The organism is Haladaptatus sp. W1, assembly GCF_001723155.1.
GTDB lineage: Archaea > Halobacteriota > Halobacteria > Halobacteriales > Haladaptataceae > Haladaptatus > Haladaptatus paucihalophilus.
The window spans coordinates 21,734-40,909 of the sequence record NZ_MEIH01000322.1 but is presented as its reverse complement, the minus strand read 5'-3'; the positions used below and the strand labels follow the sequence as shown (position 1 = coordinate 40,909).

19 protein-coding genes and 2 pseudogenes are annotated in these 19,176 nt (G+C 61.4%); 13 read left to right on the top strand and 8 right to left on the bottom strand.

Annotation, left to right across the window (positions count from 1 at the left end):
• Positions 1-308 (bottom strand): annotated as a pseudogene (locus BG842_RS17435) (hypothetical protein); the annotation flags it as partial.
• A gap of 66 nt (positions 309-374) precedes the next feature.
• On the opposite strand from BG842_RS17435, the gene BG842_RS17430 reads away from it, so the two are divergent.
• The 8 genes and pseudogenes from BG842_RS17430 to BG842_RS17395 all read left to right on the top strand — a co-directional run bounded on the left by BG842_RS17430 (position 375) and on the right by BG842_RS17395 (position 7,293).
• The gene (locus BG842_RS17430) at positions 375-956 is read left to right on the top strand and encodes an NADPH-dependent FMN reductase (RefSeq protein ID WP_069451764.1); all 582 of its coding nucleotides are present in this window, start codon (positions 375-377) and stop codon (positions 954-956) included.
• Positions 957-997: 41 nt separating this feature from the next.
• A complete protein-coding gene (locus BG842_RS17425) occupies positions 998-1,585 on the top strand; it encodes a thymidine kinase (RefSeq protein WP_069451763.1) in 588 nt (195 codons plus the stop codon).
• Positions 1,586-1,593: 8 nt separating this feature from the next.
• A complete protein-coding gene (locus BG842_RS17420) occupies positions 1,594-2,205 on the top strand; it encodes a YIP1 family protein (RefSeq protein ID WP_069451762.1) in 612 nt (203 codons plus the stop codon).
• Between the two features lie 27 nt (positions 2,206-2,232).
• A complete protein-coding gene (locus tag BG842_RS17415; RefSeq protein ID WP_069451761.1) occupies positions 2,233-2,496 on the top strand; it encodes a hypothetical protein in 264 nt (87 codons plus the stop codon).
• A gap of 109 nt (positions 2,497-2,605) precedes the next feature.
• Positions 2,606-2,848 carry a hypothetical protein gene (locus tag BG842_RS17410; protein ID WP_254663274.1) on the top strand — a complete coding sequence of 81 codons (243 nt, stop codon included), beginning with the start codon at positions 2,606-2,608 and terminating at the stop codon, positions 2,846-2,848.
• Between the two features lie 66 nt (positions 2,849-2,914).
• Positions 2,915-3,109, top strand: coding sequence for a hypothetical protein (locus BG842_RS17405; protein WP_069451759.1), 195 nt, complete (start codon positions 2,915-2,917; stop codon positions 3,107-3,109).
• Positions 3,110-3,380: 271 nt separating this feature from the next.
• On the top strand, positions 3,381-5,489 hold the full coding sequence (locus tag BG842_RS17400; RefSeq protein WP_069451758.1) for a DHH family phosphoesterase: 2,109 nt from the start codon (positions 3,381-3,383) through the stop codon (positions 5,487-5,489).
• 143 nt (positions 5,490-5,632) lie between these two features.
• Positions 5,633-7,293: pseudogene (locus BG842_RS17395) on the top strand (tRNA uridine(34) 5-carboxymethylaminomethyl modification radical SAM/GNAT enzyme Elp3).
• Between the two features lie 484 nt (positions 7,294-7,777).
• Here the strand turns inward: BG842_RS17395 and BG842_RS17390 are convergent.
• The 3 genes from BG842_RS17390 to BG842_RS17380 all read right to left on the bottom strand — a co-directional run bounded on the left by BG842_RS17390 (position 7,778) and on the right by BG842_RS17380 (position 10,909).
• Positions 7,778-9,316 carry an aldehyde dehydrogenase family protein gene (locus BG842_RS17390; protein ID WP_069451757.1) on the bottom strand — a complete coding sequence of 513 codons (1,539 nt, stop codon included), beginning with the start codon at positions 9,314-9,316 and terminating at the stop codon, positions 7,778-7,780.
• A 182-nt stretch (positions 9,317-9,498) separates the two neighbouring features.
• The gene (locus BG842_RS17385) at positions 9,499-10,002 is read right to left on the bottom strand and encodes a cupin domain-containing protein (RefSeq protein ID WP_254663273.1); all 504 of its coding nucleotides are present in this window, start codon (positions 10,000-10,002) and stop codon (positions 9,499-9,501) included.
• Between the two features lie 79 nt (positions 10,003-10,081).
• Positions 10,082-10,909 (bottom strand): RIO1 family regulatory kinase/ATPase, encoded by an 828-nt coding sequence (locus BG842_RS17380; RefSeq protein WP_069451755.1) that lies wholly within the window; start codon positions 10,907-10,909, stop codon positions 10,082-10,084.
• Positions 10,910-11,217: 308 nt separating this feature from the next.
• On the opposite strand from BG842_RS17380, the gene BG842_RS17375 reads away from it, so the two are divergent.
• A complete protein-coding gene (locus BG842_RS17375) occupies positions 11,218-12,360 on the top strand; it encodes an acyl-CoA dehydrogenase family protein (RefSeq protein WP_069451754.1) in 1,143 nt (380 codons plus the stop codon).
• A gap of 173 nt (positions 12,361-12,533) precedes the next feature.
• Here BG842_RS17375 and BG842_RS17370 read toward each other — a convergent pair whose 3' ends face one another.
• Both BG842_RS17370 and BG842_RS17365 read right to left on the bottom strand, forming a co-directional pair.
• A complete protein-coding gene (locus BG842_RS17370) occupies positions 12,534-13,067 on the bottom strand; it encodes a cob(I)yrinic acid a,c-diamide adenosyltransferase (RefSeq protein ID WP_069451753.1) in 534 nt (177 codons plus the stop codon).
• Entirely contained in the window at positions 13,064-13,306 is a 243-nt protein-coding gene (locus BG842_RS17365; RefSeq protein WP_069451752.1) for a glutathione S-transferase N-terminal domain-containing protein, read from the bottom strand. The genes BG842_RS17370 and BG842_RS17365 overlap by 4 nt, the downstream gene beginning before the upstream one ends.
• 143 nt (positions 13,307-13,449) lie before the next feature.
• Here BG842_RS17365 and BG842_RS17360 point away from each other — a divergent pair, with 143 nt between their 5' ends.
• The 4 genes from BG842_RS17360 to BG842_RS30050 all read left to right on the top strand — a co-directional run bounded on the left by BG842_RS17360 (position 13,450) and on the right by BG842_RS30050 (position 17,615).
• On the top strand, positions 13,450-13,935 hold the full coding sequence (locus tag BG842_RS17360; protein ID WP_069451751.1) for a pyridoxamine 5'-phosphate oxidase family protein: 486 nt from the start codon (positions 13,450-13,452) through the stop codon (positions 13,933-13,935).
• Positions 13,936-14,868: 933 nt separating this feature from the next.
• Entirely contained in the window at positions 14,869-16,098 is a 1,230-nt protein-coding gene (locus BG842_RS17355) for a Cdc6/Cdc18 family protein (RefSeq protein WP_069451750.1), read from the top strand.
• A gap of 296 nt (positions 16,099-16,394) precedes the next feature.
• Positions 16,395-17,399: a bifunctional oligoribonuclease/PAP phosphatase NrnA gene (locus BG842_RS17350; RefSeq protein ID WP_069451749.1), complete on the top strand. Its 1,005-nt coding sequence runs from the start codon at positions 16,395-16,397 to the stop codon at positions 17,397-17,399.
• Positions 17,400-17,447: 48 nt separating this feature from the next.
• A complete protein-coding gene (locus tag BG842_RS30050; protein WP_007977818.1) occupies positions 17,448-17,615 on the top strand; it encodes a hypothetical protein in 168 nt (55 codons plus the stop codon).
• A 211-nt stretch (positions 17,616-17,826) separates the two neighbouring features.
• Here BG842_RS30050 and BG842_RS31890 read toward each other — a convergent pair whose 3' ends face one another.
• Positions 17,827-18,543, bottom strand: coding sequence for a bifunctional 2-polyprenyl-6-hydroxyphenol methylase/3-demethylubiquinol 3-O-methyltransferase UbiG (locus BG842_RS31890; protein WP_254663272.1), 717 nt, complete (start codon positions 18,541-18,543; stop codon positions 17,827-17,829).
• Positions 18,544-18,619: 76 nt separating this feature from the next.
• A complete protein-coding gene (locus BG842_RS17340) occupies positions 18,620-19,096 on the bottom strand; it encodes a hypothetical protein (protein WP_069451748.1) in 477 nt (158 codons plus the stop codon).
• Positions 19,097-19,176: the final 80 nt, after the last annotated feature.

Genomic DNA, 19,176 nt, shown 5'->3' with positions numbered 1-19,176 from the left:
TCGCCGTCTTCGAGCGACCACAGGTCGCGGAATTCGGCGCTGGCATCCGGAAGGGAAGCGTGATACCACGCGCCCGGATGCTCGTCATCGACCCACGAGAGCGAGTCGCGCACCGCGTTCCACGTCGTTCGACAGCGCGGCGCGTCCGGGAGGTCCATCTCCAGTTCGTCGTGGTCGATGCCGACGTAGCCGTCGGTGGCGCGGTCGAGCGCGAGTTCGAAAATCGCACCCGCCGACCCGTGGAAGTCGGCAGCCATCAGCGTGTGGGAGGGTTCGAAGGTCGTCGTGTCTGGGGAATTCGCGGCCATCGTTCGGAACCTCGACACGGACGTTCGCCGACAACGTATTTCGCTCTGGCGCACCCATGTCATGGTATGACGAACCAACCCCGAGTCGTGGCCATCTGCGGCAGTCTCAACGAGAAGAGCACCACCCGGGTCGCGCTGCAAAACGCGCTCGTCGGGGTGGAATCGGAGGGCGGGACCGGCGAACTGCTCGACTTGCGCGAGTTCGACCTGCCGCTGTTCGACCCCGCGGACCGGGACGCTGGCGACGCCGCGGAACTGAAACGTCGCGTGCGCGAGGCGGATGCGGTCATCCTCGGGACGCCGGTGTACCACGGGTCGTACTCCTCGCCGCTGAAGACCGCGCTCGACTATTGCGGGTTCGACGAGTTCGAGGACAAGACGGTCGGCTTGCTCGCGGTGGCTGGTGGCCGATTTCCGGTCACGGCGATGGACCACCTCCGGTCTGTCTGTCGGGCACTGGACGCGTGGGTGCTCCCCTACGAGGCCGCGGTACCGCGCTCGCACAGCGCGGTGGTAGACGGCGCGTTCACCGACGAGGAGTTGGAAAACCGTGTCGTCGCGCTCGGGCGACAAATCGTCCTGTACGCGAACATCGAACCCTGCCCGAAGAGTTTCGAGAGCGGGGAAAATATCGGCGCGGTCGATTGAATGAGCAACCCTTTTGATGTCGGATTGAGCGCCATTCGAGCATGCACAAAATCACGAACAGCGGGTGGGTCGAGGTCATCACCGGCTGTATGTTCTCCGGGAAGACGGAGGAGCTACTTCGGCGGCTTCGCCGCGCGGAAATCGCGGGCCAAGAGGTCGCGGTGTTCAAGCCCGCGCTGGACGACCGCTACGGCGAGGATACCGTCGGCTCGCACGACGGCAGTTCGTGGGAAGCGACCGTCGTCGAACCGGACGACGACGGCGTGTGGGCGATTCCCGACGGGTTGAACGGCGAACAGGTCGTCGCCATCGACGAAGCCAACTTCTTCTCCGAGGAACTCGTCTCGGTCTGTGAATTTCTCGCGGAGGACGGGCGACGCGTCGTCGTCAGCGGGACCGACCAGACGTTCCGCGGCGAACCGTTCGACCCGGTTCCACAACTCATCGCGCTGGCGGAGTACGTCGAGAAACTACAGGCAATCTGTGCGACGTGCGGCGAGCCCGCGACGCGAAATCAGCGTCTCATCGACGGCGAACCGGCGCACGTGGACGACCCGACGATTCTGGTCGGGGCACAGGAGTCCTACGAAGCGCGGTGTCGGAACTGTCATACCCTTCGGAGCGAGTAGAGGGAACCGTGACGCAGTGGGTCGAAAATCCGACCGGTGGACGCGACCGCGGACCGCAGGCTATCGTCCGCGCGTGGATAGAGGTTCTCGTGCGGCCGCGCCGCTTTTTCCGAACCGGCGTCGCGCCGGGCGACCAAGCCCCGGGAATGGTGTTCGGCGTCCTCGTAACGCTGATAGAGGTCGCAACGCGGATGGCGACCGGCGACTTGACCGTCGGCACCATCGCGGGAGGACCGCTCCTCACGAAACTCCTCGCGCTGGCGTTGGTCGGATTGTTCATCGCGCCCGCCGTCCTCCACCTGACGGCGGCGTTACAGACGGTCATCCTGATGCTGCTCGTTCCCGAACGCGGCGGCATCAGCGAGACGGTACAGGTCCTCGGGTACGCGGTCGCACCCTGCCTGTTGGCCGGACTTCCCATCCCAGAGCTACGTGCAGCCTGTACGGTCTACGGGGCCGTCCTGCTCGTCATCGGGATGCGCGAAGTTCACAACACGTCCTACCTCCGCGCGGCGGCCGTGGGCGCGCTCCCGGCCGCAGTCGTGTTCGGCTACGGTTTCGGCGGGTTCCGCGCCCTCGTGGTCGCGGTTCCCGGACTGGCGAGCGCCGTCCCGTGGTAATTAAGGGACGGAAGTCGTATCGACGGTATGCTCAACCTACGGCTGGACGATTTTATGGTCGAACTGAAGGACGGTTCGCTGAAGAACGTCGGTCCGACGAACAAGAAAGCGACGGCGAAGCTGTTCGACGTGGAATCGGCGGAAGCACGGGAGTTCGGCGACAAGCGGGTGAAACTGGTGTTCGAGGACGAAGACGGCAACGAGGTGCAAGTCTCGCTGTTCCCTGAGGACGTTAGAAAGATAGCGGCGGACATCGAGCGACTGGAAGACGACAGCCACGTCTTCGAATAGCGACGGAACGGACGGCCACCCGACCGTCCGGCTCATCGTGTACTATCTTTTCGGCTCGTTAGGGGACCAATAATAATATCGTGGTAGATAGTAGCATGGTGTGACGCACATGTCCATGATTACCGATTCGAACGACGTGGACGGCGACGAGACGCATCTCTCGTCCCCCCACTCGTTCGTCTCCTCGATACGCTTTATCGGCTTCTGGGCGGCGGTCATGCTGCCGTTCCTCTACGTGCCGCTCCTCGTCAATGGCCTCGACACAGCCGGTCAACAACAGACGTTTTTCCTGCTGCTGCTGTCGAACGTGGTGGCGCTCGTCTTCGGCCACCGACACCGCGAACGGGACTGACGGACCCGTAGGATGCTGTTGCACGGTAACAATACACAGTGTCACGTGATTAGACGGAGTATAACTATGGCTTTCCTCGTCGAAGTCGTGGGCATGTCCCAGTCAGCCATGCGCATTGGTTGCCCGCACTGTGGATCGGCAGCGAACGTGGACCTCGGCCGTCGAAGACGCGTCGAAGCGTCGTCCGACGACGACCAGTTGAAGGGGAAACTCGTTCACTGTCATCACTGCGGCGACGACTTTTCGTTCTATTACTACTAAGCCGACAGGTGGCGCACGGCCGGTCGCGTCGCGTTCGGCGTTCCAAACAGAATGAATAATAATTGCGAACAACGAACGACCCAATCCGTTACAGTACGTTCGTCCTCGAATCCACAAGTTAATTTTATCTTTAATAATTTGGTTTGAATAATGTTGCTTCGACCATCCCATCGCGGGAACCGTCGGGTCGGTCGGCCCGGCGTGACGGGTCGAGAACGGCGTCGGGAATTCGACAACCGTTTTAGGCCGGGACTATTCTTTGCCAGTATAAATGGGTAACTGCGTCATTTGCGGGACGCCTGCTGACGGCCCGATTTGTTCGAGCCACGAGCAGGACGTTCTCTTTGAATTCGAAGGTAGCAGCCCGGAACAGCTCACCTCGGGACGATTTTACAAAGGTACCGTAGACGGCTTCGCCGATTTCGGCGTCTTCATCGACATCGGCAACCACGTAACGGGATTGCTTCACAAGAGCGAGCTCGACCGCAGACTGGAGAGTCTGGATTGGGACCAAGGCGACACCGTGTACGTGGAGGTCATCGGCGTGCGCGACAACGGCAACGTCGACCTCAGCTGGTCGATCCGCCAATCGGAACGCGAGTTCCGCGGCAAACTCATCCAAGACGGGACCGACGTTCACCTCCCGAACGAGGACGCGGGCGACGACGCGGAGCGAACCGAAGACTCGTCCGCCGCTGACGAATCCGACTCCGATTCGAACACCGAGTCGAACACCGATTCGAAATCCGAATCGAACGCCGAACCGAAATCCGAACCCACGCCCGAACGCTCGTCGGACCCGTCGGCGACGACCGACGGCTCCGGGAACGCGGTCGGAAGCGCCACGGTGTCCTCCCAGATGGAGGTTCCCGAACGCGTCGCCATCGAAACGCTGGGCGACCGCGTTGGCGACCGCGTTCGAATCGAAGGCGAAATCGTCAGCACGAGCCAGACGAGCGGTCCGACGGTGTTCGAACTCCGCGACGAGACCGCCGTCGTCGACTGTGCCGCCTTCAAGGAGGCTGGCGTTCGCGCCTACCCCGAAGTCGATACGGGCGACATCGCCCGACTGACCGGCGAGGTCGAACTCCGGAACAACGAACTCCAAGTCGAGACGGAACAGCTCGACGCGCTCACCGAGGACGAGAAAGCCTCCGTCGAAGACCGACTGGCGAAGGCACTCGAAGACGAAGCCCGCCCCGCCGACGTCGAACCGCTCGCCGACGACGCCGCGGTCGAGGGGATTCACGAGGACATCCGCGATGCCGCAAGTACGATTCGCCGCGCGGTCATCGAATCCCGCCCTGTCATCGTCCGGCACAACGCGAGCGCGGAAGGCTACGTCGCCGGTGCGGCCATCGAACGCGCCGTCCTCCCGCTCGTGCGCGACGAACACGCACGAAGCGACGCCCAGTATCACTACTTCGACCGCCGACCGCTCGAAGACGGGTTCTACGACATGCAGGACGCGACGAAGGACGCGACCATGATGCTCGACAACCGCGAGCGCCACGACGAGAAACTCCCCCTCTTCGTCCTCGTGGACGCCGGAAGCACCGTCGAATCGAGCGACGGACTCTCGCTCCTCGACATCTACGGCGCGCCCCACGTCGTCATCGACACGCACTACCCGGACAACGACGTCGCCGAAACCGCGGATAGCGTCGTCAATCCGTACCTCGGTGAGTCGGGCGACAGCGTGACGGCGGGCGTCCTCGGCGCGAACGTCGCGGCCCACGTCAACACAGACGTGCGCGACGACGTGTCCCACCTCCCGGCGGTCAGCTACTGGGAGGACACTCCGAGCGAGTACGTTGAACTCGCAACGGACGCGGGCTACGACGAGGCCCACGTCACCGCGCTCCGCGAGGCGGTCGCGCTGGAAGCCTACTACCAGTCCTACGAGGACAAACGCGAACTCATCACCGACCTCCTCTTCGAGCACGCGAAGCGCGACCTCGCCGAACACGTCAGCGAGCAGTTCCGCAAGAAGCTCGAAAACGAACTCGACACCGCGGAGCCGAACCTCACGGTCCGCGGCGCGAACGGCGTCACCTTCACCGTCCTCGACACGGACGCCTACACCCACCGCTTCGACTTCCCGTCGTCGTCGGTCCTCCTCGACGCACTCCACCGCCGCGACATGACCGGCCAGCCCGGCAGCCAGAACGTCACCCTCGGACTGGCGGACGACGAAGTTCACATTCGAAGCGACGGTGCCATCAACGTCCGCGACATCGCGGACTCGGTGCGCGACCGCGCGCCGGAAGCCGGCATCATCCCCGTCGGGACGAAGGACGGCAAGTTCGAATTCCTCCGCGGCGAGCGCGACGAAGCGCTCGATGCGGTCATCGAAGCCGTCAGCGCAGAGCTGAACTAAGGAACCGCCGATTCGCGCGGACGTTCGTCTCTTCATCTTTCTCTTTCTGCCCTCACCTCCTCGATTACCACCGTTCCCTTCGCCCACCACGGAATCGGTCGTAGACGACACGCTTATCCGGCGGAATCGACGATTACGTAGCAATGAGTACCGAGACGCCGGACGCCACGGAGACGGAGGCGTTCGAGCAGGTTTGCGAGGAACTGATAGACCGCATCCTCGCGGGCGACGTGGAGCGCGACGACGTGGAGAGCGCCAAACTCGACGCCTGCTCGGAGTACTCGTCGCCGAAAGTGCCGAAGAACTCCGAGATTCTCGATCACGCGCCGGACGAGCGGCGCGAGGAACTGGAGGCCGTGTTGCGGCGCAAACCCGTCAGAACCGCGTCGGGCGTCTCACCCATCGCCATCATGACCAGCCCCGAGCAGTGCCCGCACGGGAAATGTCTCTACTGCCCCGGCGGTCCGTCCTCGGAGTTCTCCTCCTCCCAGAGCTACACGGGCCACGAACCCGCGGCGGCGCGGGGCGTGCAGAACGATTACGACCCGTACGGGCAGGTGACGCTCCGCTTGGAGCAACTGCGCCAAATCGGCCACCCCGTCGATAAGGTCGAACTCATCCTGATGGGCGGGACGATGACCGCCCGGAGCCACGACTATCAGGAGTGGTTCGTCAAGCGCGCGCTGGAGGCGATGAACGACTACGACGTGGACAAGGAACCCGAACCGGCGGAAGGCGAGAGCTTCGCACAGAGTCCCGACGAACACGAGTTCAAGTATTTGGAGGACGTCATCGCCGAGAACGAGACCGGTGACATCCGCAACATCGGGACGACGTTCGAGACGAAGCCGGACTGGTGTGACCCCGAGCAGATAAACCGGATGCTCGAGTTGGGTGGCACGAAAGTCGAAGTCGGCGTCCAGACCACCTTCGAGCGAATCAACCGCGAGATGCACCGCGGCCACGGCGCACAAGCGTCCATCGAAGCCAATCAGCGCCTCCGAGACTCGGCGTTCAAGGTCGGCTTCCACATGATGCCCGGACAACCCGGCATGTCGAAGGAGATGTGCGTCGAGGACTTCCGCCGCATCTTCGAGGACGAGAAGTGGAAGCCGGACTACCTCAAAATCTATCCCACGCTCGTCGTCCGCGGCACCGCCACCTACGACTGGTGGTACAAGGGCGAGTACGAACCGCTCCGCAACGAGGAGGCCGCGGAACTCGTCGCGGAAATCAAGTCGATGATTCCAAAGTACGTCCGCCTCCAGCGCGTCCAGCGCGACATCCCGGCGGACTTCATCGACGGCGGCGTGTGGAAGTCCAACCTCCGACAACTCGCCCGCCAGCGGATGGAAGAACACGGCTGGACGTGCGACTGCATCCGCTGCCGCGAGGTCGGCATGAACGACGAAGAACCCGAGAACGTCGACCTCGACGTGCTGACCTACGAGGCCGCGGGCGGCACGGAGCACTTCATCAGCTTCGAAGATAGGAGGAAGGACCTCCTGCTCGGCTTCTGTCGCCTTCGCTTCCCCGGCGACCCGGTGCGCCGCGAACTCGACAACGCCGCCGTCGTCCGCGAACTTCACGTCTACGGCAGCGAGGTCGGCGTCGGCGCGGCGAGCGAGGAAACCCAGCACCAACACCGCGGCTACGGGCGGAAGCTGATGGCAAAGGCCGAGGAAATCGCCGCCGACGCGGGCTACGACAAGGTGAGCGTCATCTCCGGCATCGGCGCGCGGGAGTACTACCGGAACAAGTTGGGCTACCACCAGACGGCCCGTACGTCAGCAAGCAGGTGTAGTCGCCCGGAACGAGACGCTTTGCGCCTCGCTGTCGTTTTCGATGCGTCAAAAATGGACCCTCATCCAGCCACGTCGTCCGTCGGTGGCGACGACCGCCGAACGGGCGGCGCGAGTTGCACAGATTTATAACCAAGAAGGAAAAAGGGATGAATGCCAGTATGCGACGCTTTTCTCGTCGTGTGTTGGCAACAACTGGGACTGTGCGCTTCGTCGCGTGGGAACTGGTCGGACCCACATTGGCTTCCGGAAGCCACCACCCACCCGTCTCGCCTCTCGCCGTCTTCCACCTTCGCAAGTCAAAACCGAAGCGTCGTCTCCTATCGAAACACTATCTTCTTCGAGAGCGGTCTCGTTCCGCGTCGTAACTCGAACGTCAGCGACAGCGCTCGGTTTCGAAGAGAATCGGAAATTGGGTTTGTTTATTCGTCCTCTGTGAAGACGAAAACTACGGGGAATCGTCTCGCACCGCTCGACTCTTCCCGGTTAGTTTTCGTCTTCAGTCTTAATATCCGCCGAGAGGCCCTGTGCCATCTCGATGTCCTTCGAGTTGTTGAGCGTCCACGCCGTGCGCTCGGTAACCGCCTCGATGGCTTCGCGGGCGCTCGGGTAGCCGTTGCCGGACTTCTTCACGCCGCCGAACGGCAACTGGACCTCCGCGCCGATGCACGGGAGGTTGCCGTAGGCGAGGCCGATCTCCGCGTTGTCGCGGAAGTAGTTGACCTGTCGGTAGTCCTCGCTGATGATGGCTCCGGCCAGTCCGTAGGGCGTGTCGTTGTGGATTTCGACTGCTTCTTCGATGCCACCCGAGTAGCTCATCAGGGCGACGTGCGGACCGAACACTTCCTCGTGGATGCAGCGCAGGTCGGGGCTGTAATCGACCTCGTAAACGAACGGACCGACCCAGAATCCTTTCTCGTGGTCGTTCGGGATTTCGTCGTCGTCGAGTTCCTCGCGGTCGACGAGCACGTTCGCGCCCTCGTCCTTGGCGAGTTGGTTGTACTTGCCGAACTTCTCGACCTGCTCTTCGTTGACCATCGGTCCCATGAAGGTGTTCTCGTCGAGCGGGTCGCCGACGGAGATCTCCTTCGCGGTTGCGACGTAGCGCTCCTTGAACTCGTCGTAGACGTCCTCGTGGACGATGAGGCGCTCGGAGGAGACACAACGCTGGCCTGTCGTCTTGAACGAGGACATGATGGCGCTGTGAACGGCGACGTCGAGGTCCGCGTTCTCGGTGACGACGATGCCGTTCTTGCCACCCATCTCACAGGCCGCGAGTTTGCCGGGTTCGCCGCCGACCTTGCCCGCGATTTTGTGACCGACTTCCGAGGAACCGGTGAACAGCACGGTGTCCACGCGCTCGTCCTCGACGATGGCGTTTCCGGCGTCGCCGAAGCCTTGGACCATGTTGAACACGCCGTCCGGGATGCCCGCGTCCTCGAACATCTCGGCGATTATCTGCCCACACCACGGCGTCTGCTCGGCCGGTTTCCAGACGACGGTGTTCCCTTCGACCAACGCGAGGGCCATGTGCCAGAACGGGATGGCGACCGGGAAGTTCCACGGGGTGATGCAACCGATGATGCCGCGCGGCTTGCGGCGCATGTAGGCGTCCTTGCTCGGAATCTCGCTCGGTACGAGGTCGCCGTGCGGGTGACGGGCGTTGCCCGCGGCCCACTCGACCATGTGCGCGGCTTCAACGACGTCGGCCTTCCCTTCGGAAATCTCCTTCCCACATTCCTTCGTGATGACTTCGCCGAGTTCGTCCGTTCGCTCTCGGAGTTCGTGGTAGATGTCCCAGAGGTACTCCGCGCGGTTAACGTACGAAAGCTCGCGCCACTCCTCTTCTGCCTCCTCCGCGGCGTCGAGGGCGGCCTGGACGTCCTCGGGTGTTCCGCGCTGGAACTCGCCGAGCGACTCCTTCGTCGCCGGGTTAACGCTCTCGAACGTCTCATCGCCCACGCCGTCGTGCCACTCGCCGCCGATGTAGTGGCTGTAAACCTGCTCGCTGGCTTGTTGACTCATATCTTCGAGAAGAACTCGGACGGGTACGCTAAAAAAGACTCCCAATTCCTAACGAACGAAGCGGGATTTATCGCCCCGATGTGATAACCGGCGGCGACCACATCGTATTTTTCTCTCTTCCCCGTCGTTTCTCTCTTCCCCCCGACTCGTTTTTCCACTATTCGTCTCCCCGTTTCGTTCCGCTACTCGTCTACCCCGTCCCAGTACCCGACTTCGGCATCGAGCGGGAAGTACCCGGCCAACGTTCGGCCCTCGTGGTCCCCCGGTGCCGACCCCGCGAACACGCCGAACTTCCCCGAGTCGGGATACACCGAAACGTCGGGTTCGCGCATGGTCGAAAAACATAGGTAGCGAAGTTCGTCGTCGGAATCGTTGACGACCCGACGGGCGTACTCCTCGCCGACCGGAAACGCGACGTAATCCCCCGCTTCGAGGCTTGTCTCCTCGTCTTCTGTTCGGAGCGTTCCGTTCCCGTCGAGAACGAAAATCGCCTCCTCGTTGCCGGTGTGGTAGTGATACGGCCACGATTTTTTGCCCAGCGGAAGTTCGTAGAGGCTACACCCCAACTGTTCGCCGCCAGCCATCGCTCCGAGTCGTTTTCGGCGCGCGTGAAAATCCTGGCCGTGTGATTTTTCCTCCCAATCGAGATTCGACTCGTTGACGATTCGCGGTCGCTCGTCGGTCATATCCGTCCGCTCGCGGAGTGCGAACAAGAAAGCACCGGCGAGCGATCACTTGGTTTCCCGTTCAAGTACTGGCGAGCGATTAGCTGGCTTCCCGTTCTTCCCTGTCTTCCGTCTCGGCGAGCTTTTCGATCTCCCCCTTCGCGCTGGCGGCGTCGAAATCGTGGTCGGGGCGGATGTTCACGAAGTCGAGGAACTCGCGGGCGGCGAGGAGTTCTTCGGCCGTGTAATGCTCCCGGGCGGCTACCACGGCGTCACGAGCACCGATGAGCGGCGTGAGCGAGGCGAGCGCACAGGCGAGGTCGTACGACCTCGCCTCGTCGATTCGCTCCCCGTTCACGCTGGTCGCATCGATGAAATATATCTCCCCGTTCGCAACGAGGACGTTTTCGCCGCGCAGGTCGCCGTGTGCGAGGTTGTTCTCGTGCATGCGCGACAGCGCCGCGAACAGGTTCGGAGCGTACGCGCGAACTTCCGTCTCGGGCATCTGCTCGAACGTCTCGAAGTCCGGCAGGTACTCCATCACTAACACGCCGAGGTCGTCGTATTCGAACGACTCTATCGGTGCCGGGACGTTCAGCCCGATTTCGCGCATCTTCCGCGTGGCTTCCAGTTCGTGTTCGGCCATCTCCTCCGGCCCGGCGAAGTGCTCGAAGAACCCCTCGGTGCCGCTGGTGAACGCGCCGAGGTTTCGGGCGCTGGTGAACAGCGCGTGCACGAGCGAGTTCTGCCCCGTCGTTATCTTGACGAACCACTCGTCGTCCACGACGCACGGCGTCGAAAGCCAGTTATCCGCGTCGATGAACTCGACGCGAACTTCGTCGCGGTCGTACCGCTCCGCAATCTCCCGAATGACCGCCTCGATGCGCGGCCACTCTATCGTGCCACGAACCAGTCGCCGAATACCCATCGGAGGTTGGTTAGTCCCCCCCATTGATAAAGTCACTCGCTGTCACGAGACCCCTTCGTTGTGCTTCGGTGGTCTCGTGAGCGAAGCGAATGAGGGCTCGCTACAGCTACGCTGTAGCGGTGTCTTCGGGAACGAAGTGACCGAAGGCTCGCAACAACTCCGTTGTTGCAGTGTCCCCACGAACGGAGTGAGTGGGGGCTCGAAGCAGGTTTCCCTTCTTCGGTGTCTTCAGGAGCGGAGCAACTGAAGGCTCGCCATGTCGAAGACATGGCGGTGTCTTTATAGCCAAACCCGCGCAAAAATTGCGCATGGATTTCAACCTTCCCGGCGAACACAAGATGGTGCGGGACACCGTTCGGGAGTTCTGTGACGAGGAAATCGAACCGATTGCACAGGAGATAGAGACCGAACACCGATTCCCCGCGGAGATTTTCGACGAACTCGCCGCGCTCGACATGATGGGCGTTCCCGTCAGCGAGGAGTACGGCGGACTGGGCGGCGACCAGTTGATGTACGCCCTCGTCGCGGAGGAACTGGGTCGCGTGTCCGGGTCCATCGGCCTCTCGTATGCTGCGCACATCTCGCTGGCGTCGAAACCCATCGAGATGTTCGGCACCGAAGAACAGAAAGAGAGGTGGCTGACGCCGCTCGCGGAGGGCGAGTACCTCGGCTCGTGGGCGCTCACCGAACCCGGCTCCGGTTCCGACGCCAGCGACATGGACACCACCGCGGAGAAAGACGGCAACGAGTGGGTCATCAACGGCACGAAGCAGTTCATCACGAACGCCAACGTCGCGGGAAGCGTCCTCGTGAAGGCCGTCACGGACCGCGACGCGGGCTACGGCGGCATCTCGACGTTCATCGTGGACCCCGAAGAGGACGACGGCTTCGAGGTCACGACCGTCTGGGACAAGATGGGACTGAACGCCTCGCCCACCTGTGAAATCCAGTTCACCGACTGCCGCGTTCCCGAGGACCGACTGCTCGGCGAGGAGGGCGACGGCTGGGAGCAGACGAAGAAGACCCTCGACGGCGGCCGAATCAGCATCGCCGCGCTCTCGACCGGCATCGCGCAAGGTGCCTACGAGGCGGCCCACGAGTACAGTCAGGAGCGCGAGCAGTTCGGCAAGCCCATCTCGAAGTTCGACGCCATCCGCAACAAAATCGTGGACATGGACCGCAAAATCGAGCGCTCGCGCCTGCTGACCCACAAAGCGGCGTGCAAGTACGACGAAGGCCACTCCGTCTCCCACGAGAGCGCGCTGGCGAAACTCGACGCCAGCGAGTCCGCGCGGAAGGTCTCAGAAGACGCCGTACAGGTTCTCGGCGGCTACGGCTACACCGAGGATTTCGCCCCGCAGCGGTTCCTCCGCGACGCAAAGCTGATGGAAATCGGCGAAGGGACGAGCGAGATTCAGCACCTCGTTATCGGGCGCGAACTGGGACTGTAAGTCGGAGAACGGAAGCATCCGTCGAAGTCTGTTTTATCGCTCGTGGGAAGCTTTTATCCACCATCAGAATCTCACCTCGTCACTCGTTAGAATTCCCCCTCGTCAGAATTATCACGAATCACGAAATTCCGAAGGGTGAGCTGACAGTGTAGTTCCGAGTAGCAGAAGGAAAGTCAGTACGACGGACTCTCTTCGCGCTCCCCGTCGCGTTTGTTCACCACGCGGGCGAAGATGAACAGCGCGTCCGACAGACGGTTCAGGTAGGTGACGGCGGCGTCGTTGATGTCCTGCTCGCTCGCCAGCGCGACGGCCCGGCGCTCGGCGCGGCGACAGACGGCGCGGGCGTGGTGGAGGTTCGCCCCGGATTCGCCCCCGCCGGGGAGGATGAACGAGGTGAGCGGGTCCAGTTCTTCGTCGTAGCCGTCCATCCACGATTCGAGGAGATCGGCGTGCTCGCTTTTCACCTGTGGGTCGTCCTCGTCGGGGTCCGGGTTGGCGAAGTCGGCCTGCACGATGTGGAGGTGATTCTGGATTTTGCGGAGGTGGTCGTCCACGTCGTCGTGGCCCGTCGGTCGGCAGCGACCGACGAGGGCGTTCAGTTCGTCCACCGTGCCGTAGGCTTCGATTCGCGGGTCGGCTTTCGAGACGCGGGACATGTCTTGCAGGTCCGTTTGGCCCGCATCGCCGCGTCCGGTGTATATTTTCATGCGAGCGACTGCTCCACGTACTGGACGATTTTGTCGCTTTCGGCCATCGTAACGCCCGAGTCCACGTTCACGAGGACGGGAACGGCGCGCTGACCGCTGACGCGTTTTACCTCGTTTCGATCCGAGTGGAGCGGCTCGACCCACTCGGTTTCGTACGCGATGTCGGCGTCGTCGAGCGCGTCGTGAACCTTCTCACAGAACGGACAGCCGTCGAGCGAGTACAGGGTTATCGAACTCATACTCGAGCAATGGAACGCGAGCGTAAAGTAAGCTATCGTCGTGGAGTAGACTACCGTTGCAGAGTGGACTATCGTTGCGGAGTGGACTATTGTCTGTAAGAGTGGCGGATACCTCTTTGCCCATCCGTCTCGTATGTCCGTCGATGGTGGGGAACGACGTCGAGGAGTTCGACTCCCATCGGAGTCGGCCACGGACCGAACAAAGCTATGGCATTCCCGACGAGGAGGCGGGGATGCTCTCGTGGACGTTCGTGCGCGAGCAGATGGCGAACGACGAGTACTACTGGATTTGCACGAATCGACCGGACGGCCACCCTCACGCCCGCCCAGTGTGGGGCGTCTGGGTCGATGACACCGTTCATTGCGGCGGCGGAGAACGGACGCGCTGGGTTCGAAATCTCCAGCTAGATTCCAGAATCGTCGTCCATCGGGAGAGTGGTGAAGCAGTCGTCATCATCGAAGGCACCGCGGAGCGCGTCACTGATACGGACCTCGAAGACAGACTCGATTCGGCGTATCAAGGAAAGTACGGGATTCACCACGGAGCGCCGTTCTTCACGGTGCAACTGGAGACCGTCTTCGCGTGGAGCGACTACCCGAACGACGCCACGAAGTGGCAGTTCGGATAGTTCCGGGAACAGTCGTGAGTTCGGAGGCCGTCATATTTCTAGAGATGATTGTGAAATGGAAGGGGGAATATCGAGGTGAGTTGTCGAGAGAAGTTGTTGATTTCAGAGATGGTCGTCCGACACCCCACGTTGCCGCTGTAAGAGGGCGGTAGATGGGGTGTGTGGTGTGAATCGTGGAGAATCGTCGTGAAATATCGATTCGAATGTCGGACGAATGGATATAAGATTGATGGATGGAGTACTGATGAAATAGTAACGATGACAACCAGTTGTGACCGGGAGGATGATGTGACGGTGACGATGGGGATGATGCGACGATGGTGTGACGTCGGTAGGACGGCGGCACCGATGAACGGTGACGAGACTAATGAGCACAGTTCGATGAGCACAGTTCGACAAACACCGTACTGCTCGATGGACGCAATTCCTGCTACAGTGAGAACAATAGAACTAAATAACCAATCTCCTAACTTCACCGCAGAAGAGTCGCAAACAATAGGTAGCGACTCGGTCGCGTTCTTACTCCAGCGGAAATCCCACATCACTCAGAGCGAATGGCTGTGAGACTCGGAACGAGAGAACGAGGTTTTTCGCCCTTTTAATCACTCTACTTCTCCGTTTTTCGTTTATCGGCGCACGAACACACCCCTCCTTCCCGTCCACCCCACACCACCCCAACTTACAGCGGCAACACGGGGTGTCTCAGTGACAATCCAAATCCACACATATTTAAACAAAGCCGGACTTTACAACGGCAATGCGGTGTCCTCTCGTCGCTTGTGGACGGCCGTTACAGCGGCAATTCGGTGTCGTTACAACGGCAACGAGGGGTTGGGAATAAGCCATAGAACCGTTCTACTGTTGGTATACTAAATTTACAGCGGCAATGAGGGGGTACGTTTATATAATCTCTCCCGACATACGATTCTATAGATGTCCGAGTCAGTGGACTATTTCGGAGACGATACGGCAATCTTCAACGACAAGGAGCTTCTGCAAGTCTCACACCTCCCCGACGGCGACCGAATCATCGGCCGTGAAGACGAACTGCGACGGCTCGGTACCGCGCTCCGTCCCGCGCTGAACGGGAACACCCCCAACAACATCTTTCTCTACGGGAAGACCGGCACCGGAAAATCCCTCTGCACGAAGTTCATCAGCCGCCAGATGATGCAACGCGCCGGTCGAAACGACGTCAACGCGGGCTTCGCCTACATCGACTGCCTGCAGGATTCGACCGAGACGCAAGTCGTCCAATCCATCGCCGCGCAACTCAACGACGAGGAACGGAGCGGGACGACCATTCCCGAGCAGGGAATCAGCACCTCGATGTACTACAACCGACTGTGGACCGTCCTCGAAAGCATGTACGACGTCGCCATCATCATCCTCGACGAGGTGGACAAACTCGAAGGAATCGGCGACAAGAGCGGCGACACCGCCGGGGACAACCTCCTGATGAACCTCTCGCGCGCGAACGAGGCCGGGAAGATAGACGACTGTAACCTCGGCGTCATCGGCATCTCGAACAAGATACGGTACAAGGACGAACTGAACGAGCGCGTGAAAAGCAGCCTCTGTGAACGCGATTACGTCTTTCCGCCGTACGACGCCACGCAACTCCGAGAAATCCTCGAATCGCGGCGCGACGCCTTCGTCGATGGCGTCCTCGAAACCGACGTAATTCCGAAGGTCGCCGCGCTGGCGGCACGAGAACACGGCGACGCCCGCAAAGCGATAGACGTACTCCGGTTCGCTGGCGAAGTCGCGGAAGAGGAACGCGAATCGGTGGTCCGGGACGAACACGTCGACGTCGCACAGGACCGCGAAGGAGCGAACCGCATCTCGGAACTCATCTCCAAGCAGCCACCGCACGCGCGCTACGTGCTGCTCGCGCTCGCCTCGCGGGTCCAACAGTCGAACGAGGAGGACCCCGAGATTCCGAACAAAGTCGTCCAGCACTCCTACCGCCAAATCTGTGAACAGATGGACTCCGAACCCCTGAAGGAACGACGCGTCAGGGATTTGCTTACCGAGTTGGAGTTCCTCGACCTCATCAAACAGGACCAGCGAGGGCGCGGGAGGGGAAAGGGCAAACACACGGTAAACAGCCTGTACGACGAGCCAAAACTGGTCATTCAGGCGTGTCAGAACGATTTTTGAGGCGCAAGCGCGCCCGATGACTCATCGGAACGAACGACGACATTCGGCGGACGATCAATGATACTCCGGTCGATGACATCCCGGATTTGGCCGATGCTTCGATCGCTCGTATCGAACGCCGCGTCACGACCGAATACGCGTGGAACACCGGTACGTGAGGCATGCGTGAGGCGAGAATACAGCGTCCGGCCGTGTCCGTCCCCAACTAATTCTGTATCGTGGTATCCAGTTTATTTCTCGTGAGCGTACCGGATACCCAGCCACGGTTTGATACCGTCTCGCGTCGAACGGCTATCATGACCCGCGCCCAGGAGTTAGTCGAGTACCTCGCGGGGGTCGACTCGCTCGCGGTCGTCTGCCACGACAACCCCGACCCGGACTGCATCGCCAGTGCGCTCGCGCTCTCGGTCATCGCCGAGTCGGGCGGTGTCGACACCGTAGAACTCTTCTACGGGGGTGCGATTTCCCACCAGCAGAACCGGGCGTTCGTCAACCTGCTTCACGTCGAGTTGGACCACCTCGATACGTTCGACCCCGAGGAGTTCGACCGCGTTGCCTTCGTCGACCACTCGACACCGGCGGGACATACGGAACTCGACTCGGTGAAACCCGATATCGTCATCGACCATCACTCCACGGAGAACCCGACAGCCGAGTTCGTCGACGTGCGCAAGGATTACGGCGCGACCGCGACCATCCTCATCGAGTATTTGCGCGATCTCGACATCGGAGTCAATGTTCAACTCGGGTCGGCGCTGTTGTTCGCCCTCCATCGGGAACGGATCGACTTCATTCGTAATCCGACGCCCCACGAGTACGAGGCCGCACTCTACGTCTGTCGGGATGCGGACCTCGACCTGCTCGAAGAGCTGTACGGTGCGGCGTTTTCCCCGGCGACGGTCGACGCGATCGGCGAGGCGATTCGCAATCGCGTCCAACGAGGGGCGACGCTCGCCACTTCGGCCGGGCGAACGAGCGAGCGCGACGCGCTCGCTCAAGCCGCGGACTACCTCCTCAACGTCGAAGGAGTGGATACGGTGCTCGTGTTCGGCGTCGTCAACGGGTCCGTGGAGATGAGTGCGCGGTCCATCGACCCCCGGGTTCACGCGGGCAACGTCCTCCAGCAGGCGTTCGGCGACGTCGGAAGCGCGGGTGGCCACGCAGACATGGCCGGGGCACAGATTCCGCTCGGCCTGTTCGCCGATTCGGATGCCGACGACGAGAAGCTCGTCCAGTTCACGTCCCGGCGCGTGTTACACCGGTTTTTCGACGCCCTGCATCTCGAGCGCGGGGAGGACTAGCCGGGTGAAACCAGTATCTTCAACTTCGTCAGTCACGGAGAGGCACGTATGAGCCTCGAAATGCAGCACGACTGCCCGGAGTGCGGAAGCGAACAGACGTTCTGGCGGAGCGCGAGCACGAACCTCCACCTCGGCGAGAAGACGAAGTGGCGCTGCTCGGAATGTGATTTCGGACTCGTCCGCATCGACGGCGACATCGACTCCGCGTCGGCATAATTCGGCCCGAATCTCGATTTTCGTAGCGACTTCGCTCCGTTCAGTGGCGACTCTCCTCATCGGCCAGAAGGGGAATTTCCTCTCGGTCGAAGGGGAAGTTCCTCATCGGGAGAAGGGAAATCCAACTTTCACACGCGGCGGTGGCTCACGCTGATGACCAACCCCTCCACTTTGCGATGGCATCCATCCCAACGAAGCCCCGCTCTCCAGCTTAACGACAGCTCACCGCTGAACGACGGTGTTTCACGTCGGCCGGGTCGTCCATGGCCGTCGGCGTTCCGTACCAGTCGGCCGTCTCGACGGTGAACTCGCGGGCGCGGAGCGCCTCGGCTATCGACTCGTCGGGGACGTCAAGCAGGGTGTGCTGGTCGAAGAACCACTCGTCGTCGAGGAAGACGAGCGCGTCCATCCGAACGTGGTCGGCATCGACTCGGTGATACTGGAACAGTCGTGCGCACGACCCCTCGTCGCTCGAAAGGAGTTGAAAGCCGGGCGCACCGAGTTCGTGGAAATCACCGGTGTCGACCACGAGGAGGCCGTCGGCGGCGACGAGTTCAGTCAACGTCGCCAGCGCGGACGGGAGGGTATCGAGTTCCAGATAGTCGACGACAGTGTACGGAACCCACACCAAATCGAACGTCCGGTCGAGTTCGATGTCGGGGAGCGCACCCACGCGAAAGGTCGCCGACGATTTCTCGCGTGCACGGTCGAGCATCGCCGGGTTCGGGTCGATACCAAGCACGTCGAAGCCGGACCGCTGGAGCAGTCGGCTGTGATTGCCGGTGCCACAGCCGACGACGAGTGCCGAACCGCCGTCGTTTCCGTGCTCCCGGAAGCGGTCGAGGACGAACTCGACTTCACCCTCGTAGTCCTTGTGTTGGTAGAGAATATCGTAAGCGCGCGGGTTTCGGTAGAGTGCTTGGTCCATCCGTTACATTTGGAATTCTCTCCTCGGCTGGTATGGTTTTACATCCGACAGATTCGGCTGCACGAGAAACGATTTGCTACCGTTCACAGACCATGGACGCGTTGTACTGTCCAACCTGCCTTCCGTCGTCGTAGAGCTCGACCTGCAATTGTCCGGCAAGCGGTGCGGTTCCCACGGATCGCCCGAAGCCACTCACATTCTCCCCGTCCAATACCGACGACCGGGCTTCGAACAGTCGGCTACTGTCCAGCGTCACGTCGAGTTTCGAGACGTTCGCGGTCGCATTCCACTGCGTCATGACGATGACCTCCCTGTCGTCCCGGTGCATCGTCGGTCGAACGGCGACGATGCTACCGTCCTTCGTTTCGTTCGTGACGGTACAGGTTTTCGTTGGGAGTGTCGTCGTGGAAGTAGTACGGTTCGAAACCACGGTGTCGACCGTCGTTCGACTGGTCGGAGCGTGAGTCGTCGAAGACGGGTCGGTGGCCATGCCGTTACAGCCAGCGAGAAGCAAGAGGAGGACGAGACAAAACGGTTTCAGGATTTCGTTCACCTCTCAACCGAGGTGGAAACGAACGATACCCGTTGTGATACGTGACGACGCCGGACCGACTCGTGATACGAAGCGAGTCG

Bases quoted from the DNA above. Each gene is read 5' to 3' on its own strand.
- BG842_RS17430 (WP_069451764.1), top strand. From the start codon at position 375: ATGACGAACCAACCCCGAGTCGTGGCCATCTGCGGCAGTCTCAACGAG.
- BG842_RS17425 (WP_069451763.1), top strand. From the start codon at position 998: ATGCACAAAATCACGAACAGCGGGTGGGTCGAGGTCATCACCGGCTGT.
- BG842_RS17415 (WP_069451761.1), top strand. From the start codon at position 2,233: ATGCTCAACCTACGGCTGGACGATTTTATGGTCGAACTGAAGGACGGT.
- BG842_RS17410 (WP_254663274.1), top strand. From the start codon at position 2,606: ATGTCCATGATTACCGATTCGAACGACGTGGACGGCGACGAGACGCAT.
- BG842_RS17405 (WP_069451759.1), top strand. From the start codon at position 2,915: ATGGCTTTCCTCGTCGAAGTCGTGGGCATGTCCCAGTCAGCCATGCGC.
- BG842_RS17400 (WP_069451758.1), top strand. From the start codon at position 3,381: ATGGGTAACTGCGTCATTTGCGGGACGCCTGCTGACGGCCCGATTTGT.
- BG842_RS17390 (WP_069451757.1), bottom strand. From the start codon at position 9,316: ATGAGTCAACAAGCCAGCGAGCAGGTTTACAGCCACTACATCGGCGGC.
- BG842_RS17385 (WP_254663273.1), bottom strand. From the start codon at position 10,002: ATGACCGACGAGCGACCGCGAATCGTCAACGAGTCGAATCTCGATTGG.
- BG842_RS17380 (WP_069451755.1), bottom strand. From the start codon at position 10,909: ATGGGTATTCGGCGACTGGTTCGTGGCACGATAGAGTGGCCGCGCATC.
- BG842_RS17375 (WP_069451754.1), top strand. From the start codon at position 11,218: ATGGATTTCAACCTTCCCGGCGAACACAAGATGGTGCGGGACACCGTT.
- BG842_RS17370 (WP_069451753.1), bottom strand. From the start codon at position 13,067: ATGAAAATATACACCGGACGCGGCGATGCGGGCCAAACGGACCTGCAA.
- BG842_RS17365 (WP_069451752.1), bottom strand. From the start codon at position 13,306: ATGAGTTCGATAACCCTGTACTCGCTCGACGGCTGTCCGTTCTGTGAG.
- BG842_RS17360 (WP_069451751.1), top strand. From the start codon at position 13,450: ATGGTGGGGAACGACGTCGAGGAGTTCGACTCCCATCGGAGTCGGCCA.
- BG842_RS17355 (WP_069451750.1), top strand. From the start codon at position 14,869: ATGTCCGAGTCAGTGGACTATTTCGGAGACGATACGGCAATCTTCAAC.
- BG842_RS17350 (WP_069451749.1), top strand. From the start codon at position 16,395: ATGACCCGCGCCCAGGAGTTAGTCGAGTACCTCGCGGGGGTCGACTCG.
- BG842_RS30050 (WP_007977818.1), top strand. From the start codon at position 17,448: ATGAGCCTCGAAATGCAGCACGACTGCCCGGAGTGCGGAAGCGAACAG.
- BG842_RS31890 (WP_254663272.1), bottom strand. From the start codon at position 18,543: ATGGACCAAGCACTCTACCGAAACCCGCGCGCTTACGATATTCTCTAC.